Consider the following 19327-nt stretch of genomic DNA (forward strand, 5'->3'; position numbering starts at 1 on the left):
CGGTGTTTGCCCAGGTGAAAATCCACAGGCCCCCGCTCGTTCGTACGGAATCTACTGCGGACGAAAACCTGAATCATCGCCCTCGCTGATCTGCTTCAGCATGGCGTTGTAGCTCTCAAGGTCGGCATCGCCGTCAACATCCGCCTTGGCGTCATAGCGGCGGGCCTGGGCGCGGTCCTCGCGCAACCATTCAGTAAACAACGTGCCAAACACCACGACGAGCGGGAACTGGCCAAAGCCCCAGGAAATACCACCGCCGGTGCGTTGATCCTTAATGAAGTCCGGGTTCCACGGCAAGTTGAGGGATTCGTAGAAGTCAAGCCCCAGAATGGACTGCATCTGCATGAGGTAGACGCCAGCAAAAAGGTGCAGCGGCATCGAGAAGAAGAGGATGCCCAAGCGCACCTTCGTGGGCGCGCGCCACGGCAACGGGTCCGGCCCGATGACCTCCCAGTAATAGATGTAACCGGAAATCAAGAAAACCCAGTTCATGATGACGTGCCCGGCATGCTCTGAGATGGCAAGTTCATAGAAGCTCGGGAAGAGGTAAAGCACGTAGAGGAAGGCGAGGAACTGCAGAACGTTGACCGCTGGGTGCGTGAGGAAACGTAGGGTACGGGACTTGGTGAGGGCCACGGAGGCGTCGTGAAGCGTGGGCTTACCCGGCTCCCCTGGCTCAAAAGCCTCCATCACCAAAGTCACCGGCGCGCCCAGCACCAGGCACAGGGGGATGGCCATGGACAGAATCATGTGCACGAGCATGTGCATGGAATACAGTGCCGGCATGTAGAGGCCAATACCGTTACTCATAATGACTGTCATGCCCAGCGAGCCCAGCAGGAACCAGGCAGTGCGACCGCCGGGCCACGTCAACCCACGGCGCTTCAGGCGCCACAGGGCATACAGGTAGAAGCCGGCCAGCACGAGCCCGAGCGAGCCGAACATGAGATCAAAGCGGAACATGGTCCACACGTTGGTGGAGGTGGGGGCGTCGACAAGCTCGTAGCCCACCAGAATCTGCATGGAGTTCAGATTCGGATCGCGCGGCGGCGGCGGTGGTGTGCGCCCCATGGAAATAGCCACGCCGACGGTGGCAGCCATGATGAAAACCTCCACGATGGAGACCCGAACAAAGAGGCGCGGTGCGCTCTCAAGCTGCGGAATCGTCACCCGGCGGTGAACGAATCCGACGGCAGCAAGCACCACCGTAAGCACAGCCTTGCTCAGCACGAGCAAGCCGTAGCGCGTAGTGACAAGGTCACTGAACTCAACACGAATGAGCGCATTGATCACGCCCGTGACTGCGAGCGCGATGATAGAAAAGAGCGCCACCGAGGAATAGCGGCGCACGGCGACGCCCATATTCGGGCCAAGGCGACGGCCATGCGCGATGAGCCCCATGAGACCACCCACCCACAGCATGATGAAGAAAAGGTGAATGAGCAGGGAGTTCGTTCCATAGTCATGATCACCGCCCGCCGCAGAGTGGCCCTCCATACCGAGCGGAACAGTCAGCAACACCGAGAGGAAGAACGCCCCCACCTGACCAGCCCACGTGCGCGCAACAAATCCCACAATGGCCACCAGAGCAGCCAGCGCGGCGGTAATGAGCCAGACTTGCGACGCCGCGATCTGCCCCACAGCCATCCCCATAAGCTCCGGATTGAGAACCTTGGCGATGGGAGTGCCGGTTAAATCCGACATGACAAGGGGCACCTCAAGCAGCGCGACCACCGCGGTGCCGACAGCCGCCCATGCACCAGTACGGGCAGCGATATGACCGTCAACGCTCAGCCCCGCCTTATGAAGCTGCTCGTTATCGTTGTCCGGCACGGCCGGATAGATGAAGAAGGCGCTGGCCATGAAGGAGCCAATCGAGAGCGCCATGAGCATCCACGCGGCGGCCCGGAAGAATGGCAAACCAAAGGTGGTCAAGCGTCCTGGGTCAGGGATGCCGAGGGCCGCGAGCGAATCCGCAAGGAAGAAGAGGGAAATAATTCCCCCCACAAGGCCCGCAAAAACGACAAAAGAAAGATGCAGAAGGCGGGAAGATCGTGCTCGCGAGGCTACTGTAGAGCTCGCCTGAACAGGCTTCTGCAAGGCCTGTGAGCTGGAGTTATCTTTCTCTTCGTGCATAGTCGGCAGTCTACCGCCAGGCATGTTCTCTTACCTAAAAGGCAGCAAAGATTCAGCAATAGGGTAGGATGCACTCATGGACTCTCGTCAGCTTCACCATTTTCGCACCATCGTGGACCACGGTTCGTTCACGCAGGCTGCGGAAACACTGCGGCTTACACAGCCCTCTCTAAGCCTGACTGTGCGCAAGCTCGAAGAGGATCTCAACGTCAAATTACTTTCCCGGGGGCGTGGCGGCGTTAAGACAACAGAGGCTGGCGAATTTCTCTATGGGGTCGCCACCTCAATCGATTCGTTGCTGGCCACAGCCACCACACGCTTAGCCGAAATCGCCGCTGGCAGCGCTGGCTCGGTCACTCTGTGCTCGGCACCTGAATTCAACTGGCTGTTTATGCCAACTGTTTTGCGCCGCATGCGCCAGCGCGCACCGCAGGTAAACGTTTCCTTAAGTGACTTAGAACCAACCGCCACGCTCAAGCGTGTATTGGATGGTTCCGTGGAGATCGGCATCATCCCAAGCACCAATCCGCAGCACTTCCAGAACCGCTATGGCGACCAGCTTGCTATTAATCGCGCGGCGGATATGGAATTCCGCGTCGCCCTTCCGCAGCGCTTGTCCCACCTTCCGGATCCCGTCCGCTTGTCCTCCCTGACCACCGAAACATGGTTGCTGCCGCCGCGCTGGCCGGAGCTCAGCGGGCTGCCGGAGCTGCTGGATCAGCTGTGGGCCACGTCCCCGGACTGCAAGCCGGCGATTGTGCAGGAGATTTCCACGCTGCAGACTGGCCTTCCGTTGGTAGCGGGCGATTATGGCATCAGCCTGATGCCGCACACGGCCCAAGCGCTGGGCCAGCGGGGCGTACATTTTCACCGTATCGAGGAACCGCTGCCCTCAATGGAGGCACTGCTCATTTACCGCGCGGACCGCGCACTGACCCCGGCTGCACAGACACTCATCGATATCCTCTTGGACACCGCCAGCCATTCCCCAGCCGAGCTTCCCACCGATGGAGCTATCGTCGGACTGCCACCGGCTAGCTAGTTTTTCGAGCAAGTGAATAGCTAAGCTATGATGTTTCGGTAGGCCTCCATAGCTCAGCGGATTAGAGCAGTGGGTTTCTACCCCATGTGTCGCGGGTTCGAGTCCTGCTGGGGGCACGCAGGTCAGAGCCACTTTTTACCGTTCTAGTGGGCGGTGGAAAGTGGCTTTTGGGCTGTTTTCGGGCACACGCAAGCATATGCTGAAGGTATGGATATCACCCTCGCTACTTTTGACCATGCCCCAGATGCTGCACTGAGGGGACGGCGCTTTTTGAATGCCTGGGCGCCGTCGGAAAGCTATGCCCAGTCACGCCGTGGAGTGCTCACCGGGCAGTATCCGCAACGCGGTGCGACAACGCGCATCACCGACGTTTTCGAGCAGGCAGAATACGAGATTCGCCAGGACGTCGAGGGTGACACGGGGGTGTTTAGGCTTCTCGAGCAACCTGAAGCCGACGCGCTCGAGCAGCTCCATGGAGTCGTGGCTGTGTGCTCATTGCAGCCCGGGGAGGACGGCACAGCCCCGATGTCACTGCTGTGGCCAGGCGTGGCTGAGGACGGCGAGAGCCATGAGCTGGTTTCTCCATTGGACCTCGCACCGACGTTGGCGGCCATTGCGGGGCTCGACGTGCGCCCCAACGCCGCACTGTCCTTTGACGGCCTCAACCTTGTCCCGCTGCTGCGCTACGGTGCGGCCGGGCATGCGGCGCTCTTCTTCGACAATGGCGTGCGCATGATGGATGCCACGCTTATCGACGGCACCGCCACCCCACTCTCCGCCCTTCCACGCCTCAATGAAGAATGGCAGCTGTGGAAGAGCTTTATGGAGATGGGGCCGTTGCAGTAATTACTGCACGGGGATAACAACCCACAGAATCAGGTAGAGCAGGACACCAGAAAAGCCGAGAAGGGTGGCCGCTACGAAGACGATGCGAACCAAGGTCGGGTCGAGGTCGTAGGTTTCGGCGATGCCGCCGCAGACGCCTCCGATCATCGAGTCGGTAGTGGAACGGGTCAAGCGCTGGTTGTTCATGATGTTCTCCTTTCCTTTTCCATTATGCTGAACGAGTATAAGAACGGCATCGGGGAAACCCCTGATTTTTCCTCTACGCTGGGTGGAAACCTTGACCTTAGAGAAAGGATGCCGTTTCACCATGGCTCACTCCCCCGGATTGCCTGCCCCTACCCGCACCTCGTATGCGCTTCTGACTGGAGCTAGCCAGGGCATCGGTGCCGCGATGGCCAAGGACCTGGCCGCGCGCGGGTACAACGTCATTCTCGTCGCCCGCCGTGAGGAAGTCTTGGAGTCTCTCGCTGCGGAGTTGCGTGCGCGCCACGACGTCGACGCCATCGCGCTCGCCGCGGATCTCTCCGCGACTGTCGACGTCTCCAGGGTCATCGAATTCATGAACAGCAAAGAGATCTCCATCATTGTAAATTCCGCTGGCATTGCTAGCTTTGGCAAGTTTATGGACCAGGACTGGGACTATGAGACGCGCCAGTTCGATCTCAATGCGAAGGCTGTCCATCGCCTGACGCGTGCCGCGTTGGATCAGATGCTGCCGCGGCGCAGCGGCGCCATCTGCAACGTCGGTTCCGCCGCGGGCAATGTCTCGATCCCCAATAACGCCACCTACGTCTTCACCAAGGCCGGCGTTAACGCTTTTACCGAGGCGCTGCACTATGAGCTCAAGGGCTCGGGCGTAAGTTGCACGCTGCTTGCACCTGGCCCGGTGCGCGACGCCGTAATTCCGGAGGAAGAGCAGTCCATCGTTGACAAAGTCGTACCAGACTTTCTGTGGACCACCTACGAGTCCTGCTCTAAGGAAACTCTGGAGGCCATGGCCCGAAACCAGCGCCGGGTCGTTCCTGGCCCGCTCTCGAAGGCGATGAACACGCTGGGCAACATTGTGCCCACCCCGATTGCCGCACCCCTCATCGGCAGCTTCTACTCCAAGATGGCCTAAACGCCCACTCTCACTGGGTGAGAGCGGGCGTCTTACGCCTGTGACGGGAATTACTGACCCTGCAGCGGGGAATCCTGCGCGATGGCCTTCTGCGCGGCTTCCTCGCGGGCAAGCTTGCGCTCTACCCAGAACTCAGCATTCTTGATACCGAGCGCCTCTGGGTCAAACTGCGGATCCTTGCCAGCCTTCTTCTGAGCCGTGTAGTCCTTGAGGCACTTGAGCGCTGGGACCTGGAGGAAGAGGATGGCGATGATGTTGAGCCATGCGGTCGCGCCCACACCAATGTCACCGAGCGCCCAGGCGGCACCCGGGGTGGTGGTCGCACCGATGACGACGGAAACAACAAGCAGTACACGCAGCAGCCAGACCAAGGCACGGCGAGCGGTCTTGTTCTTGATCCAACGGTTGAAGTAGGTCAGGTTGACCTCCGCCATGTAGTAGTACGCCAGCACGGTGGTGAAGGCGAAGAAGGCGATAGCAATGGCAATGAAGCTTGGGCCGAAGCCGTTAAGCAACGTGTCGAGGCCGTGCTGAACATAGCCCGGGCCAACAGCCACGTCATCCGGAATAGCACCCGCGTAGCGCGTCGGACCATCTTCGGACTCGTTCTCGAAGACCTTGTACATGTCCGTGGAGATAATGATGAACGCGGTAGCCGAGCACACGAAGATGGTGTCGATGTAGACGGCGAAGGCCTGGACAAAGCCCTGCTTCGCCGGGTGGGACACCTCAGCGGCTGCCGCGGACTGCGGGCCGGTACCCTGACCTGCCTCGTTGGAGTAGATACCGCGCTTAACACCCCACATAATGGCGGAGCCTAGCAGGCCGGAGAAGGCCTGCTCCGCACCGAAGGCAGACTTGAAGATCATCCCGAAGACCTCTGGGATCTGGTTGAAGTTCACGAAAAGAATGATGATGGCGAACAGGATGTAGGCACCCGCCATGAACGGGACGACCAAGGAAGCGAAGTTAGCAATACGCTTCACACCACCGATGATGATGAGGGCAAGAACGCCGGCCAAGATGATGGCGGACCAACCCACTTTGATGCCCCAGGCGTTTTCGACAGCCGCAGCCACACCATTGGCCTGAATGCCAGGTAGGAAGTAACTGGTGGCCAGAATCATGGCGATGGCGAAGACAATGCCGTAAACCACCATGAAAGGACCAGCCTTCGTGTGCTTATAAGCCTTCTCGATGTAGTAGGCCGGGCCACCACGGTACTCACCGGTGTCCTGGTCTTTTTCCTTGTAAACCTGGGCGAGCGTACATTCGACGAAGGACGTCGCCGAACCCAACAGTGCCACAGCCCACATCCAGAACACGGCGCCCGGGCCGCCGAATGCGATGGCGGTAGCAACACCAGAAATGTTACCCACACCGACTCGGCCGGCCAGCGAAATCATCAGCGACTGGAACGAGGAGACGCCGGACTCGGAGCTTTCACCGTCCTTCAGCTGCTTAATCATGTCGGGGATGCAGCGAATCTGCAGGAACTTGGTGGCAAGGGTGAAATAGATTCCTGCGCCTAGGCACAGGAAAACCAGCGCTGGCGACCAAATTATTGTGTTGAGTGTGTCGAGGAAGCCTGACATCGGAGGAAACCGTCCTTCGGTATATGTGAGTGCCGTCACTATTCGGACTGAATCAATCATGTCTCATGACCTGAGCCTTTCGTGAGTAGAATCATGAAAAACTTCACGCAGCCCTCCGCCCGCAACCCTCCGGACGCAACAAAAGACCAGCTCACATCGATTAAGGTGACGTGCCGCACTCGTCCGGTAAAACTCTGACGCTACAGCCCCACATACCCCCTCAGCCACCCCCGAATCTGCCCTATACCCCATGAGAAGAAGCAGAATCAGTAGAGAAACTATGGTGGGGAACATGAGTGAAATCCCCGCTAAAAACGACCGCCTCGTCTGGATAGACCTGGAGATGACGGGCTTGGATCCCGAGCGTCACGTCATCGTGGAGGTCGCCGCCGTCGTCACCGATGCCGAGCTCACCATCCTGGACGAAGGCCTCGATCTCGTTGTCCACGCCACCGAAGAACAGCTTGGCCAGATGGATGACTTCGTCACCGAGATGCACGCCAACTCCGGGCTGGACAAGGAAATCCGCGAGTCCACGGTGACTATTGAGGAAGCAGAGGAGGCGGTGCTGAGGCTCGTCGAGAAGCACTGCGACCCCAACCACCCCGCTCCCCTGGCCGGAAATTCCATCGCCACCGACCGCACCTTCATCCGCGCCTACATGCCGCGACTGGATAAAGCGCTGCATTACCGAATGATTGATGTGTCGACGATCAAGGAGCTGGCGCGTCGCTGGCACCCACGTGCTTACTACAACCAGCCAGATAAAGGCATGGCGCACCGCGCACTGCAAGACATCATTGAATCCATCCGGGAATTGGATTTTTATCGCCGCAGCGTCTTCCGCACCGACGAAGGCCCCTCCAGCGAGGAAGCCGAGGAACTCAAGACCGCCACTACGGCAGACTACCAGGCGTTTTTGTAAAATCCACGGTGTGAGTTAACCTGTATCTCGTTGCTTTCGGGCAACGATGGTGGCTGTAGTTCAGCTGGTAGAGCACCAGGTTGTGATCCTGGGTGTCGCGGGTTCGAGCCCCGTCAGCCACCCCAAAGTTTCAAACGCCGCGCGGTGCTCATCGCGCGGCGTTTCGCGTTCCGGTTGCGGGTTCGTTAGACCTGTTTTAGGCTTCCGGGTCATGGGGGTATTAGAAACCTACATCCACCTTCGCAATTCGGGGATTGCGCTCGTGGAGAATGCATCCAGCTCACCCGATGAGCTGCGCGCGCTCGGCGCCGACGCGTCTGATGCCGCAGAACTAGCCCACCTGCACCGCACCTACTTCGGGCACACCCGCTTTAGCGGCAAACAACGCAAAGCACGCACCGCCGCCCAAACCCAGAAACACAGCCTAGCCACCCTCACACTCATCGAGTCCTACACCGCCAAAGTCAAAAAAGACCTCGACGCCTGGAACCTCCGCATCAAACTCGCCGGCACACCCGCACACAAAATCCGCGACATCGCGGTCAAAAGACTCAAAGAACTACGCAACAAACGCGAAGCCAAACCCGGAGTCCGGTTCACCTACCGCTCCACCGGACCCAACTCCATGACGATTACCGATGACGCACAAGTTATCGCTGATATCCGCGGCACCCTCGAATCCGTCAACAAACACAACCTCCTCGAGGCTGCACGTACCGTCATCGTCACCGGCGGTGTGGGCACTAAACCCGCCGTGCATGCCCAAGTCGTAGTGACATTGGATGAATTCGATCGCATTATTAATGGCGACGGTGATGAAATCGAACTCCACCTCACCAACGGTGCGCGCATGACCGGGGCAGAATTCCTGTCCTATAAATTCGCCTCCATCGGGTATGCCACCATCATCCACCCCGTGGAAGGGCCTATTAACTCCTACCGCGCAGAACGCAGTGCCAGCTGGAAACAACGCCTCACCCTGGCAGCTGAAACCCAAACCTGCTCCAGGCCCGGCTGCAACAAACCCGCTGATTACTGCCAGGTTCACCACATCATCCCCTGGCAAGCCGGCGGCTACACCAACATCAAGAATCTGACCTTCCTCTGCGCCTACCACAACGGTATTAACGATGATGACCCATCGCGGCCCACCGGCCGTGGCTACGTCTTCAGACTCAACACCGGCATCGGCTACATCCCACCCTGGGGACTACCGATCACCGCCACACCCGAATACCAACAAGCCATAGCCAGACTCAACGCCGAAAAAGCAGCAGAACAACCACCACCAGGTACGGGCTAAACCCGCCGCAGGCAGACACACGCACCCTACGCCGAAACCCGCCAACCACACCACGGCCAGCGGGCACGTCGGCGATCCCGCCCGTTAAACTGCAGCAATGATTGATTTCACCGCCTCCGCCGATGTCGTGGCTCCCCAACTGCTGGGCGCGGTACTTACCCACAACGGGGTTTCCATTCGGATAACCGAGGTCGAAGCCTACCTCGGATTCCACGATGAGGCCTCACACACTTTCAACGGCCGTACCCCACGCAACGCCGCAATGTTTGGGCCACCGGGGCGCCTTTACGTCTACATGTCATACGGGATTCACCGCAACGGCAACATTGTCTGCGCGCCCGAAGGCCGCGGCGAAGGATGTCTGCTGCGTAGCGGCGAAGTTATTGACGGAGTGGATGTGGCCTATGAGCGCCGAGGCAACACAGACTTCCATAACCTCGCCCGCGGGCCAGGAAACCTAGGCAAGGCCCTCGGATTCAGCTTGGAAGACAACGGCACACGAGTGCACTTGGCAGAACGCACCACGGAACCCGAATGGGTACGCGGTCCACGCATTGGCATTTCCAAGAACACGGACGCGGCCCTGCGCTTCTGGATTCCCTTTGACAAGACCGTGTCTCGGCGTCGTGGGCGCCCTTCGTAGTTCTCGCCCCTCTCGGTTACTTACTGGTTTGCAGTAGCATTCCCCGCGGACCATGTCTCCCAGTCCATGTTCCAGTCACCTAGTCCATCGAGCGGGCTCAACACGCCGCCACCGGTGTTGTACACCCTGACCACGTCACCGCGCTTCACCGTGCTCTGGAACCATTCTGCATCCGCAGTCGTCACATTGATGCAGCCATGCGATTGGTTGTAGCTTCCCATCGCACCAACCGCCCAGGGAGCCGCGTGGACGTAGATACCCGAATAGGACATCTGAGTCGCCCACTGGACGTCCGTCTTGTAGCCACCAGCATCGAGAGCCAGCCCAAAGGTGGTGGAATCCATAGTCAAGGATGGATACTCGTCACCAATGACGTAGACACCATTCGGCGTATCCCATTGGCCGTCCGTACCCATAGAAATCGGAATGCGCCGCAGAACCTCTCCATTCTTAAACACCGACATCATCTTGGAGTTGTTGTCCACCAGCGTGATGACGCGGTCCCCAATGGTGAAATTCGTTGAGGCGTCCTCGCCTCCATAGACCCCGCCGCCGAGGTTTCGGCCGTAGAGGTCGACGTCAACAGTCACGGCCGTCCCTGGCTCCCAGTATTTCTCGGGACGCCACCGCACCTCCTGGTTATTCACCCAGTAGAAAGCACCCTCCACCGCGGGTTCCGTCTTGACGGTGATAGCGTCTTCCGCCGCCTTCCGGTCGGTGACGTAGTTACCAAAACGCACGCCGATGACCTGACCCACACCCACAACAGAATCCGGGATGGGCGTCATCGCCACCTCAGAGACGGCTGCTGCCTGCGGAGTGGTGAACGTGATGGTCTTATTGTTGCCGTCTTTGTCCGTGGCCTTAACGGTGTAGGTGTGGTTGTACCCCAGCACCTCTGTGTTCTTCCACGTCATAGCGTCGGAGGACAGCTCATCCTTGACAACCTTGCCGGCCTCGTTGGTCATGGTGACCTTTGAGAGCCCCGCGGTGGATGTCACCTCAATCGGTTCGGAAGGATCCACGTCCTCCGCCCCGTCCTTGATGGAGAACCTCAGCTCCTTCGCCTTCGCGGCCGCCGAAGCCTCCGCACTCGCCTGCACTTGTTCCTCCGAGAGGTTCTTTGCCTCATCGTGACCTTCAGGCTCTCCGATGGTGCACGCAGCCATCACCGACCCGGCCAGGGCAAGACCAGAAAGAAACACTGCGGGACGTGCAGCAGGGAATAGAGAACGCACACAAACCCCTAGATAGATACAACGTTTATTAAGACAACATCCTCAGACTAGTCCGCGCACTCGACTCCAAACTAGTTGACCCCGCCGCCTTTAACCGTTTCGTTATCCATCCGTCACTGGCCGCGGTACAGCGGAACAAAAGATGCACGCAGCAACACTTCTGAAATGCGCAACAACCAGGCGATTTTACCTTTTTCCACACAGGGTGTTAAAGTTACATCTCGTTGCACGGCAGGCGCTGAGGAAATCAGAAGCCAGCCATGACAATGACTGCGCCATTAGCTCAATTGGCAGAGCAACTGACTCTTAATCAGTGGGTTCGGGGTTCAAGTCCCTGATGGCGCACAAATAAGAAGTCTCGAGACGCCGATTCCCTTTCGGTGTCTTGAGGCTTCTTTCGTTTCTGGGGATTCGTGTTCTAGATGTGCTTTCGGTGGTATTTGGGGCTCCGCGTCCCCACCCCACATCCAACACCCGCTCGATCGTTAAAACACCTCGAGCTGCTCTACCTTCGGCCGCCACCAAGCGGCAGTCGTGGCGAGGAACTCCTTGTGCTCTGGCCCAGATATCTCGTCGAGAGCCCGCACATATTCAGGCACCATGACGCGTGGAAGGCGTAGCCCCATCGTCAGATGGGGCGTCCAGCGAGCCCCTCGTCCGTCCGAGTTTGCGGCACTTAACTGGCGGGCAGCGGCCTCCAGTTCATCGGTGGTTTCCAGCATCCATGCCACCGTCTGTTTACTCTTGGTGCCGAAAACAACGGTCCCTACGCGGCGAAACACTGCAGGAACAAGCGGCGGCAACACGTCGCGGGCTTGGTCCACCACAGCCGTGTCCATCGTAGGCGCGAAGGTAACCGTGATGTGCGGGCGCTGGTGCTGGAGGGGAAATCCCCGCTCAGCTAGCACAGAAAAGACTGCCCGCACAGATTCTTCGTCCTCCGGAGCCAAATACAACAGTAGGTTCTCAGGCGAATTGCGACTCACGCCGCCTAAGTCTAACTAACGGCCTCCAGCGCTACCACGGGATATCCGCGGTGTTCAACGATGTCAGCTTCCACGCGATACACCTCGCGCAATAGCTCACGGCTCAGCACGTCCGCTGGGGCACCGTGAGCATGTACCTGCCCGTCCTTCATCACGACGAGCTGGTCGCACATCCGGGCTGCCAGGTTGATGTCGTGAATCGCCACCAGCGCCACACTGCCTTCCTCCTGTGTCTTTTTCCGTACCTGTTCCAAGACGAAGAGTTGGCGGTGGAGGTCGAGGGCGGACGTGGGTTCGTCGAGAAGCATGAGTCCCGGGTGCCCCACCAGCATCTGTGCCACAGCGACTAGCTGGCGCTGGCCGCCAGAAAGCTCGTTGAGGTAGCGCTGCGCAATCGCATCGAGCCCCAGGGAGTGCAGTACCTCGGCAGTGCGGGTGACCGGGTCCTCACATAGTTCCCGGCGGGCCGCAATAAGTACGGCTTCAAACGCCCGCAACGCCGCACTGTGCGGCAGGTCCTGGGGTACATAGCCGATGAGCTGGCGGCGGCGCTGTCCGCGCGGAGTCTGGCCGTCGACACGGAAATCTATCGTGCCGCCTCGTGCGCGGTGTACCCCGGCAAGCGTCGTGATGGTCGTGGTCTTGCCGGATGCATTCGGCCCCAGCAATCCCACCACCTGCCCGCCACGCAGCGTGGGCAGGCTCAATCTATCCACCACCATGCACGAGCCGTACCCGGCTGACAAATCAGAAATGGTTAGTTCTACGTCCACAATGCCCTCCTCCGAGTCATGACGATAGCGATAAAGAACGGCACGCCCAGAAGCGAGGTGACGATGCCGATGGGGATGGCCAGCCCAGGCTTAATCACGAGGCTGAGCGCGTGGGCAGCGCACATCACCGCCGCGCCTGCAGCCATGGAGGCCGGCACGAAGTAGCGCTGATCCTCGCCCACCAGCATGCGCGCGATGTGCGGGCCGACGAGGCCGATGAAACCGATGATGCCGGCGAAGGCCACGGTGGTGGCCGCGACGAGTGATACTACGACGAGCACGATGACCCGCAGGCGGGAAGTGTTGATGCCGAGGGCGGTGGCGCGGGCGTCGCCAAGCCGCAGCGCCGTCAGCCGCCACGACAGCGCGCCCAGGATGGGCAGCGCCACCACGAGCACACCCGCTAATACGGCGTTGGCCTGCCAGCTGGCGCGAGTGAGCGAGCCCATGGACCAGAAGACGATTTGCTGGAGCGCCTCGCTGGAGGAACGGTACTGGATGAGCGCCAGCATGGCTTGGAAGAAGAAGACGAGGCCGATGCCGAGCAGCACCATTGTTTCGGACTTCGCACCGCGGATGACGGCGGCGACGACGATGATGGCCGTGGCTACCGCAGCGGACAGCCACGCGATGAGCGCGAGGTTGAACTGTGGCTGGGCCAGCAGCTGCCAGCGCAGCACGATGGCGCTGGCCCCGCCGAAGGCCGCAGCGGCGGAGATGCCGAGGGTAAAGGGCTCTGCCAGGGGGTTATCCAGGATGGTCTGCATCTGCGCGCCGGCGAGCGACAGGCTGGCCCCGATGAGCAGCGCCATGACGGCCATGGGCAGGCGCAGGCTCCACAGGACGGTACGCGTTTGCTTGTCGACGCCCCCTGGGTCCACCATCCCCCGCAGCACCTCGGCCGGGGTGAGGTTGATGGCGCCGACGATGACGCTGACGACGAAGGCGGCGAGTGCGACGAGGATAAGGCCGGCAACGATGGCAATGCGGCGGCGGGTTACGCGGGAATGCTCGCGGGCAAGCGCCGCGGCGGCGGCCACGGGATCGGTGGTGCTCTCAGCGCGAACCGGGCGTGCGGTGGTCGTAGAAAAGCTCATAACTAGTTGGTGCTAAAGAAGGTTCCGTCGCCGGGGACGGGCGAGTACTTCTCTTGGGCATCGGCCCACTCTTGCTGGACGTCGATGTCTGCGTAGTCCTCCGGGTGGAGCCACGCGGCGATCTGGAGGAGTGCCAGGTAGTTGAAGGGCGAGTTGTAGAACTGGTGCCACAGGCCGTGGAGGTTGTGTTCCTTGACGGCGGTGAGGTCCTCGAAGCCGGGCTGGACGCTGGCCAGCGTGGCGGCGCTGTCGTGAGCGTCCTTGTCGCTGATGCCGTAGCCGGCGGCCGCGAAGCCAGTGTGTCCCTTCGAGCTATCGACCTTGGCGGACCAGTCGCCGCCGGTGGCGATGATCATGTCGGGATCAGCGTCGATGACCTTTTCCGGGGTCAGGGCCCCGGATTCGCCGTCGATGATGCCGTCGGCCAGGTTCGAGCCGCCGGCGACGTTGACCAGCTCGGAGATGTTGGAGTCGTTCCACGAGCCGCAGCAGTCGGAGACTCCCGCGGCGCGCCACACGAAGGCGGTGGGCTTGTCTTGCGCCTTCTGGGCGCGCTCGCTCACCAGGTCCACAGTCTTCTGCCAGTCGGCGATGAACTCGTCGGCGCGCTCTTCGTGGCCGAAGATATCGGCGAAGATTTCCATGGTGGGGGCGGTGCTCTCCAGCGGCTTGGCGCGGAAGTCCGTGACGGCGTAGTCGAGACCGGCCTGGTCCAGCTTGTCGGTGAGCCCGGCAGTCTGGGAGGCCTCGTACTGGTCCATGGAGAGCACGATGAGGTCCGGGTCGAGGCTAATCAGCTCCTCCACGCTGACGTCGCCCTTGGTGAAGCCGCCGATTTCAGGCAGCTCGTTGACCTTGGGAACGGACTTTTCCAGCTCGCGGTAGTAGTCCGGGACGGTTTGCTTGAGGTCCGAGCCGATAGCCACGACCTTGTCCAGCGGGTCTTCCTTGTTGAGGACGCCGGTGGCGAAGACACTGCGCCCCTCGCCCAGGATGACGCGCTCGGGTGCGTGGTCCAGCTCCACCTGGCGGCCGGCTAGGTCCGTGAAAGTCACGGCTGCAGTGCTATCAGTAGATGCGTCTTGTGTGGCATCCTCGGCCGTTGTCCCGGCAGCGCAGCCTGTCACAGTACTGGCAAGTGCCGCCACTAGAGCAAAGGTTCCTACGACACGCGGTCGTGCCGTTTGGTGGTGAGTAGGGCTGTGAACCACTGTTGTTCCTCGTACTTTCATCGTCGTGTGCGGTACCCACGCGGGGAGCGCACTCCAATCAGGACGAGTTCATCCTACACATTCAGGTTAGGCTACCCAAAGTCGACATAGGGTAGGCAACACTTTTCCCTGCTATGCGGAGCGTAATAAAACCCTGCCCTGGACAACGTCCAGGGCAGGGTTCTCATGCGTGCGCAGTCAGCGCAGCGAATATGGGGAGAGTGCTTAGCGGCGCTCAGCCAGCAGGCGCTGCAGCTCCTTGATGTCGGACTTGCGACGCTTGGAGCGGAAAACGGAGAAAGCGATGAGGCCTACGACGGCAGCGCCGACGCCAGCGAGCGCCATCTGCACGTTGCGGTCCTGCAGCTTCTCAGTGGCGGCACCCTTGGCGTCGTCCACGAAGTTCTGCGGCTTGCTGCGGTCAGCCAGCTCATCCAGAGTGCTAGCCAGCTGACGGCGGGTGCGCTCGATGTCGCGCTGGATATCATCAATGTTGCGTGCCACGTAAATCTCCTGAGATTTTGACTGTGATTGTGTGATCTGTTGCGGCCAGAATCTGGCCGCTGAAGTTCTAACGTCGATATTCTACATTGACCTTCACCGCTGCCGCATGTCTACCCGCACAGTGAGGGCGCAAGAACTGTGCCGGAGAGCACGCAGTGAAGCACGGTATGGTGGAGACCATGACTGAAGCACAACGACTGTCCGTAGGAGATAAAGCCCCGGCCTTTTCCTTGAGCGATGATGCCGGCACTACCGTGAGCCTGAGCGATTATGCAGGCAAACGCGTCGTGGTCTACTTCTACCCGCGCGCCAACACCCCTGGATGCACCAAGGAAGCGTGCGATTTCCGGGATAGCCTCGAGCAGCTCAACGGTATGGACATCGCCGTCGTGGGCATTTCTCCCGACAAGCCGGAGGCCTTGGCGAAGTTCCGTGAGGATCACGAGCTAAACTTCCCGCTGCTGTCGGACCCCGAAAAGGAGGTCATGACGGCTTATGGCGCGTTCGGTGAAAAGAAGAACTACGGCAAGGTCGTCCAAGGCGTTATTCGCTCCACCTTCCTCGTGGACGAGGATGGCACCATCGCCCAGGCCATGTACAACGTCAAGGCCACCGGCCACGTCGCCCGCGTTCTCAAAGCGCTGGACTAGCCGCACCCCGCGGTGAGAAGAAGAACCGTGGCGGTGGCATAGTCACCGTCATGGCTGATGGACAGCGCTGTGGTGTAATCCCCCAAGGACTCCTGCGCCGCAGCAGCGATACTCTCCCGCAGCTCGAGGGCCACCCGACCCCACGCGTCGGGGCGGACCTCAATGTCTGACCAGACAACAGCCTCCTCATTCATGACTGGCGGGCGCCCGTAGAGCGCCTGCGACCACGCCTTGATGAAGGCCTCCTTAGCAGCCCAGCGCCCAGCCATGTACTGGACGCGGGCAGCACCCTCAAGCCCCCGAGCCTGCACCCCGCGCAGCTCGGCAGCGCTAAAGACCCGGGCAAAGCGCGTACCAGGCAGCGCAAGCTGCTCAGCAAAGGACGGGATGTGCACGAGGTCGGTGCCCACACTCATTCCGCTCATGCTCATGCAGAACAGCCTAGCGCGCCAACTGTTGCTTGAGCTCCTCAAGCTCATCGCCGCCGGCCATCCACTGAGTCAGTTCCGGCAGGCTAACCGCCTCTTTCGGCGCGTTCAAGGACATCTCTCCCACCGTGAGTACGACGAAGTGGTCGCCCACCAGGTAAGCATGCTGCGGATTGTGGGTAATAAACACAACGCCCATGCCGCGCTCGCGAGCGGCGTCAATAAAGCGCAGCACCATGCCGGATTGCTTCACGCCGAGGGCGGCGGTGGGCTCATCGAGGATGATGTAACGAGCGCCGAAATAGATCGCGCGTGCGATGGCGACAACTTGGCGCTGGCCACCGGAGAGTGCGGAGAGTTCCACGTCGACGTCGCCAAGCACAATGCCCATATCCGAGAGCTGGTCGTGCGTAATTCGCTTCATCTCCGACTCGCGGAGACGACCCAACGCGCCTGTAAGCTCCTGCCCCAGGAAGAAGTTGCGCCACACCGACAAGGACGGCACGAGCGCCAGGTCCTGATACACCGTGGCGATGCCCGCGTCGAGGGAATCGCGGGGGCTGGCAAACCGCACCTCATCGCCATCAACGGTGATGGTGCCACCGGTCGGTGGGGTCAGGCCAGCCAGAATCTTGATGAGCGTAGATTTTCCCGCACCGTTATCTCCCAGCACGCAGGTCACAGTCCCCTCCTTCACGGCCAAGTTGATATCCCGCAAGGCGTGGAAGTTGCCGAAGGTTTGGGAAATATCGTGCAGCTCAATCATGGTTTATCGTTTCCTCGTGAAGTTGGCCACCGACGTGTTCGTCAGCACGGCGAAAAGCAGCATGGCACCGAGGAAGAACTTAAACCAGTCCGGGTTCCAGCCCGCATACACGATGCCCTGGTTGGTCATGCCGAAAATGAGCGCGCCAATGGCCGTGCCCACCGCGGTACCGCGCCCACCAGTCATGGAGCAGCCGCCGATCACTGCAGCGATGATGTAGAGAAACTCGTTACCGATACCCTGGCCCGCTTGGATGGAGTCGAAGGCAAACAGGGTGTGCATGCCCACGAACCAGGCGGCAAAACCGACAAACATGAACAGCGCCACCTTGACGCGGCGCACGGGCACGCCGACGGCGCGAGCAGCCTCGTCATCGCCGCCAACAGCGAAAATCCAGTTGCCCCAGCGCGTCTTGTACAGAACCCACGAAGCAATGGCGACAAACACTAACCACCAGATGACGGTGGCGCGAATACTCAACGAGCCCAGGTGAATCGTGCCAGCGAAGACGACGCGTGCGGAAGGAAATCCCTCCATATCCGCGATGGTAGGGGTGGCCACCTGCCCCGTCACCAGCTTTGTGATGGCCAGGTTGAGGCCCTGCAGCATAAGGAAGGCCGCCAAAGTGATAAGGAAGGAATCAATTTTGGTGCGCACAACCAGCAGGCCGTTGAGCGCACCGATAGCCAGCGCGGTGAGCAGCGACAGGCCCACGCCCACCCAGGAATTGAGATGGAAATTGTAGTTGAGCATCGTGGCCACAAGCGCGGCCGAGGTCACGGCCACGCCGGAGGACAGGTCGAACTCATTGCCGATCATGAGTAGACCCACCGCCAGCGCCACAATTCCCAGCGTGGAGCTGGCATAGAGCACCGTGGAAAAAGCCTCCATCGAGCGGAAGGCCGGGGCGACGATCATGAAAAGGATGAAGATGGCAACCGCGCCGAGCAGGCTGGCCAGCTCCGGGCGGCGAATGAGGCGCGAGAAGGCGCTGCGGCGAGTCAGGCGGGTATCGCCTATGCTTTCCGACGCCTCCCCTACCGGCACCGCCCCACTCATCGCAGGCCCTCCTTCGCCGACTCGGAAATGACGTCCACGTTGGTGGAATCTACAAACGAGGGTCCGGTGTAGACCGGACGGCCGCCGCCTAGGGTGGAGCCGTTGCGGTGAGCCAACCACAGTGCATCGACGGCGAGGTAACCCTGCATATAGGGTTGCTGGTCCACGGCCCACTGGACGGTGCCGTCGGCGATGGCGTCGACAAGCTCGGCGTTGGTGTCGAACGTCGAGACCTTAGCCTGTGACCCTGCCTCAGCCACCGCATCGGTCGAACGCATGGCCACCGAGGCCTGGAGCGCCATGACCCAGTCGATGGACTTATCCTGTGCCAGTTTGGCATTAATGGTGGATTGGGCAGCGGTGAGGTCTTTGCCGTTGACGTAGAGGATCTCTACCTTTCCGCCGTCCATACCATCCTTGACGCCGGCGCAGCGCGCCTCCTGGGAAGAGTTGCCCTGCTCGTGAATAACGCACAGAGCATGCTGTGCCCCGTCGGCTTTGAGGCGCTCGCCGGCCTTGGTGCCCGCGACCTTTTCTTCTTGTCCAAAGAAGGCGCTCATGCCGTACTTCTCGTAGTCATCCATGCCGGCGTTGAGGCCGACGGTGGGGATTCCGGCATCGGCAGCCTTCTTGGCCACCGGGCCAATAGCGCCTGCATTCGGCATGGTGACGGCGATGCCATCCACACCAGAATCGATGGCGGACTGCACCAGATTGGCCTGGTTGGGGGCTTCCGGGTCGGAGGAATAGCGCAGTTCGATGTTGTCCTTGCGCGCGGCATCCTCCGCGCCCTTGCGTACGAGATCCCAGTAGGTATCGCCCGGCGCGCCATGGGAGATCATGGCGACGACGAGGCGCTCGGTGTCGACACCACCGGCCAGCTCGCCTTCCTCGCTCGGGCGGGGCGCGCCTCCGGTGGCGGAGCATCCCCCGATCGTGGCGGCGAGGGCGACCGCACTGACACCACGTGCAAACTTTGTGTTGATTTTCACCCTTGCATGGTGC

Annotated in this window: 20 protein-coding genes and 3 tRNA genes; 10 read left to right on the plus strand and 13 right to left on the minus strand. The window is 60.5% G+C overall.

From position 1 onward, the window contains the following. Window positions 1-51 precede the first annotated feature (51 nt). Window positions 52-2136, minus strand: a complete 2085-nt coding sequence (locus M5J09_RS07015) for a bifunctional copper resistance protein CopD/cytochrome c oxidase assembly protein (protein WP_257157396.1) — start codon at window positions 2134-2136, stop codon at window positions 52-54. Between the two features lie 76 nt (window positions 2137-2212). Between M5J09_RS07015 and M5J09_RS07020 the strand changes: the two genes are divergently transcribed. From M5J09_RS07020 to M5J09_RS07030, 3 genes are all read left to right on the plus strand, one after another. After that, complete coding sequence (locus M5J09_RS07020; RefSeq protein ID WP_257157397.1) at window positions 2213-3178, plus strand: LysR family transcriptional regulator; 966 nt, start codon at window positions 2213-2215, stop codon at window positions 3176-3178. Window positions 3179-3220: 42 nt separating this feature from the next. Further along, window positions 3221-3294: transfer RNA gene (locus M5J09_RS07025), tRNA-Arg, on the plus strand. 91 nt (window positions 3295-3385) lie between these two features. Next, the gene (locus M5J09_RS07030) at window positions 3386-4024 is read left to right on the plus strand and encodes a hypothetical protein (RefSeq protein ID WP_239179327.1); all 639 of its coding nucleotides are present in this window, start codon (window positions 3386-3388) and stop codon (window positions 4022-4024) included. On the opposite strand, the gene M5J09_RS07035 is transcribed toward M5J09_RS07030, so the two are convergent. Further along, window positions 4025-4210: a PspC domain-containing protein gene (locus M5J09_RS07035; RefSeq protein WP_042532048.1), complete on the minus strand. Its 186-nt coding sequence runs from the start codon at window positions 4208-4210 to the stop codon at window positions 4025-4027. 121 nt (window positions 4211-4331) lie between these two features. Here M5J09_RS07035 and cmrA point away from each other — a divergent pair, with 121 nt between their 5' ends. Beyond that, complete coding sequence (cmrA, locus tag M5J09_RS07040) at window positions 4332-5144, plus strand: mycolate reductase (RefSeq protein WP_042532049.1); 813 nt, start codon at window positions 4332-4334, stop codon at window positions 5142-5144. A 50-nt stretch (window positions 5145-5194) separates the two neighbouring features. On the opposite strand, the gene M5J09_RS07045 is transcribed toward cmrA, so the two are convergent. Continuing rightward, window positions 5195-6739 (minus strand): sodium:alanine symporter family protein, encoded by a 1545-nt coding sequence (locus M5J09_RS07045; protein WP_257157398.1) that lies wholly within the window; start codon window positions 6737-6739, stop codon window positions 5195-5197. Window positions 6740-7031: 292 nt separating this feature from the next. On the opposite strand from M5J09_RS07045, the gene orn reads away from it, so the two are divergent. From orn to M5J09_RS07065, 4 genes are all read left to right on the plus strand, one after another. Next, window positions 7032-7664, plus strand: coding sequence for an oligoribonuclease (gene orn, locus M5J09_RS07050; protein WP_257157399.1), 633 nt, complete (start codon window positions 7032-7034; stop codon window positions 7662-7664). 49 nt (window positions 7665-7713) lie between these two features. After that, window positions 7714-7789 (plus strand) — tRNA-His (locus tag M5J09_RS07055). An 86-nt stretch (window positions 7790-7875) separates the two neighbouring features. Next, window positions 7876-8967, plus strand: coding sequence for an HNH endonuclease signature motif containing protein (locus M5J09_RS07060; protein ID WP_257157400.1), 1092 nt, complete (start codon window positions 7876-7878; stop codon window positions 8965-8967). A 97-nt stretch (window positions 8968-9064) separates the two neighbouring features. Further along, the gene (locus M5J09_RS07065; RefSeq protein ID WP_239179321.1) at window positions 9065-9610 is read left to right on the plus strand and encodes a DNA-3-methyladenine glycosylase; all 546 of its coding nucleotides are present in this window, start codon (window positions 9065-9067) and stop codon (window positions 9608-9610) included. Between the two features lie 20 nt (window positions 9611-9630). Here M5J09_RS07065 and M5J09_RS07070 read toward each other — a convergent pair whose 3' ends face one another. Then, the gene (locus M5J09_RS07070; protein WP_070537668.1) at window positions 9631-10848 is read right to left on the minus strand and encodes an Ig-like domain-containing protein; all 1218 of its coding nucleotides are present in this window, start codon (window positions 10846-10848) and stop codon (window positions 9631-9633) included. Between the two features lie 272 nt (window positions 10849-11120). On the opposite strand from M5J09_RS07070, the gene M5J09_RS07075 reads away from it, so the two are divergent. Continuing rightward, window positions 11121-11193, plus strand: a tRNA-Lys gene (locus M5J09_RS07075). A gap of 140 nt (window positions 11194-11333) precedes the next feature. Here the strand turns inward: M5J09_RS07075 and M5J09_RS07080 are convergent. The 5 genes from M5J09_RS07080 to M5J09_RS07100 all read right to left on the minus strand — a co-directional run bounded on the left by M5J09_RS07080 (window position 11334) and on the right by M5J09_RS07100 (window position 15419). Next, entirely contained in the window at window positions 11334-11834 is a 501-nt protein-coding gene (locus tag M5J09_RS07080; protein WP_257157401.1) for a 2'-5' RNA ligase, read from the minus strand. Between the two features lie 11 nt (window positions 11835-11845). Next, window positions 11846-12607: an ABC transporter ATP-binding protein gene (locus tag M5J09_RS07085; RefSeq protein WP_042532063.1), complete on the minus strand. Its 762-nt coding sequence runs from the start codon at window positions 12605-12607 to the stop codon at window positions 11846-11848. Further along, window positions 12598-13704 carry an iron ABC transporter permease gene (locus M5J09_RS07090; protein ID WP_257157402.1) on the minus strand — a complete coding sequence of 369 codons (1107 nt, stop codon included), beginning with the start codon at window positions 13702-13704 and terminating at the stop codon, window positions 12598-12600. Before M5J09_RS07090 ends, M5J09_RS07085 begins: the two co-directional genes overlap by 10 nt. Before the next feature lie 2 nt (window positions 13705-13706). After that, the gene (locus tag M5J09_RS07095) at window positions 13707-14936 is read right to left on the minus strand and encodes an ABC transporter substrate-binding protein (protein WP_257157403.1); all 1230 of its coding nucleotides are present in this window, start codon (window positions 14934-14936) and stop codon (window positions 13707-13709) included. Window positions 14937-15140: 204 nt separating this feature from the next. Further along, window positions 15141-15419 (minus strand): DUF3618 domain-containing protein, encoded by a 279-nt coding sequence (locus tag M5J09_RS07100; RefSeq protein ID WP_070537680.1) that lies wholly within the window; start codon window positions 15417-15419, stop codon window positions 15141-15143. Between the two features lie 179 nt (window positions 15420-15598). Between M5J09_RS07100 and bcp the strand changes: the two genes are divergently transcribed. Beyond that, window positions 15599-16069, plus strand: a complete 471-nt coding sequence (gene bcp, locus M5J09_RS07105) for a thioredoxin-dependent thiol peroxidase (protein WP_070537726.1) — start codon at window positions 15599-15601, stop codon at window positions 16067-16069. Here bcp and M5J09_RS07110 read toward each other — a convergent pair. From M5J09_RS07110 to M5J09_RS07125, 4 genes are read right to left on the minus strand one after another with little or no spacing between them, the layout of a single operon-like run. Beyond that, a complete protein-coding gene (locus M5J09_RS07110) occupies window positions 16066-16500 on the minus strand; it encodes a holo-ACP synthase (protein ID WP_257157404.1) in 435 nt (144 codons plus the stop codon). The two genes, bcp and M5J09_RS07110, sit on opposite strands and share 4 nt — an antisense overlap. Window positions 16501-16510: 10 nt before the next feature. Next, complete coding sequence (locus M5J09_RS07115; protein ID WP_042532070.1) at window positions 16511-17263, minus strand: ATP-binding cassette domain-containing protein; 753 nt, start codon at window positions 17261-17263, stop codon at window positions 16511-16513. 3 nt (window positions 17264-17266) lie between these two features. Beyond that, window positions 17267-18322: an ABC transporter permease gene (locus tag M5J09_RS07120; protein WP_070537684.1), complete on the minus strand. Its 1056-nt coding sequence runs from the start codon at window positions 18320-18322 to the stop codon at window positions 17267-17269. Then, window positions 18319-19308: a substrate-binding domain-containing protein gene (locus M5J09_RS07125; RefSeq protein ID WP_070537730.1), complete on the minus strand. Its 990-nt coding sequence runs from the start codon at window positions 19306-19308 to the stop codon at window positions 18319-18321. Before M5J09_RS07125 ends, M5J09_RS07120 begins: the two co-directional genes overlap by 4 nt. Window positions 19309-19327: the final 19 nt, after the last annotated feature.

This window comes from Corynebacterium sp. BF-R-2, from assembly GCF_024586525.1.
Classification (GTDB): domain Bacteria; phylum Actinomycetota; class Actinomycetes; order Mycobacteriales; family Mycobacteriaceae; genus Corynebacterium; species Corynebacterium singulare.

Bases quoted from the DNA above. Each gene is read 5' to 3' on its own strand.
- M5J09_RS07015 (WP_257157396.1), bottom strand. From the start codon at position 2,136: ATGCACGAAGAGAAAGATAACTCCAGCTCACAGGCCTTGCAGAAGCCT.
- M5J09_RS07035 (WP_042532048.1), bottom strand. From the start codon at position 4,210: ATGAACAACCAGCGCTTGACCCGTTCCACTACCGACTCGATGATCGGA.
- M5J09_RS07095 (WP_257157403.1), bottom strand. From the start codon at position 14,936: ATGAAAGTACGAGGAACAACAGTGGTTCACAGCCCTACTCACCACCAA.
- M5J09_RS07090 (WP_257157402.1), bottom strand. From the start codon at position 13,704: ATGAGCTTTTCTACGACCACCGCACGCCCGGTTCGCGCTGAGAGCACC.
- M5J09_RS07120 (WP_070537684.1), bottom strand. From the start codon at position 18,322: ATGAGTGGGGCGGTGCCGGTAGGGGAGGCGTCGGAAAGCATAGGCGAT.
- M5J09_RS07045 (WP_257157398.1), bottom strand. From the start codon at position 6,739: ATGTCAGGCTTCCTCGACACACTCAACACAATAATTTGGTCGCCAGCG.
- M5J09_RS07110 (WP_257157404.1), bottom strand. From the start codon at position 16,500: ATGAGCATGAGCGGAATGAGTGTGGGCACCGACCTCGTGCACATCCCG.
- orn (WP_257157399.1), top strand. From the start codon at position 7,032: ATGAGTGAAATCCCCGCTAAAAACGACCGCCTCGTCTGGATAGACCTG.
- M5J09_RS07115 (WP_042532070.1), bottom strand. From the start codon at position 17,263: ATGATTGAGCTGCACGATATTTCCCAAACCTTCGGCAACTTCCACGCC.
- bcp (WP_070537726.1), top strand. From the start codon at position 15,599: ATGACTGAAGCACAACGACTGTCCGTAGGAGATAAAGCCCCGGCCTTT.
- cmrA (WP_042532049.1), top strand. From the start codon at position 4,332: ATGGCTCACTCCCCCGGATTGCCTGCCCCTACCCGCACCTCGTATGCG.
- M5J09_RS07030 (WP_239179327.1), top strand. From the start codon at position 3,386: ATGGATATCACCCTCGCTACTTTTGACCATGCCCCAGATGCTGCACTG.
- M5J09_RS07020 (WP_257157397.1), top strand. From the start codon at position 2,213: ATGGACTCTCGTCAGCTTCACCATTTTCGCACCATCGTGGACCACGGT.
- M5J09_RS07060 (WP_257157400.1), top strand. From the start codon at position 7,876: ATGGGGGTATTAGAAACCTACATCCACCTTCGCAATTCGGGGATTGCG.
- M5J09_RS07065 (WP_239179321.1), top strand. From the start codon at position 9,065: ATGATTGATTTCACCGCCTCCGCCGATGTCGTGGCTCCCCAACTGCTG.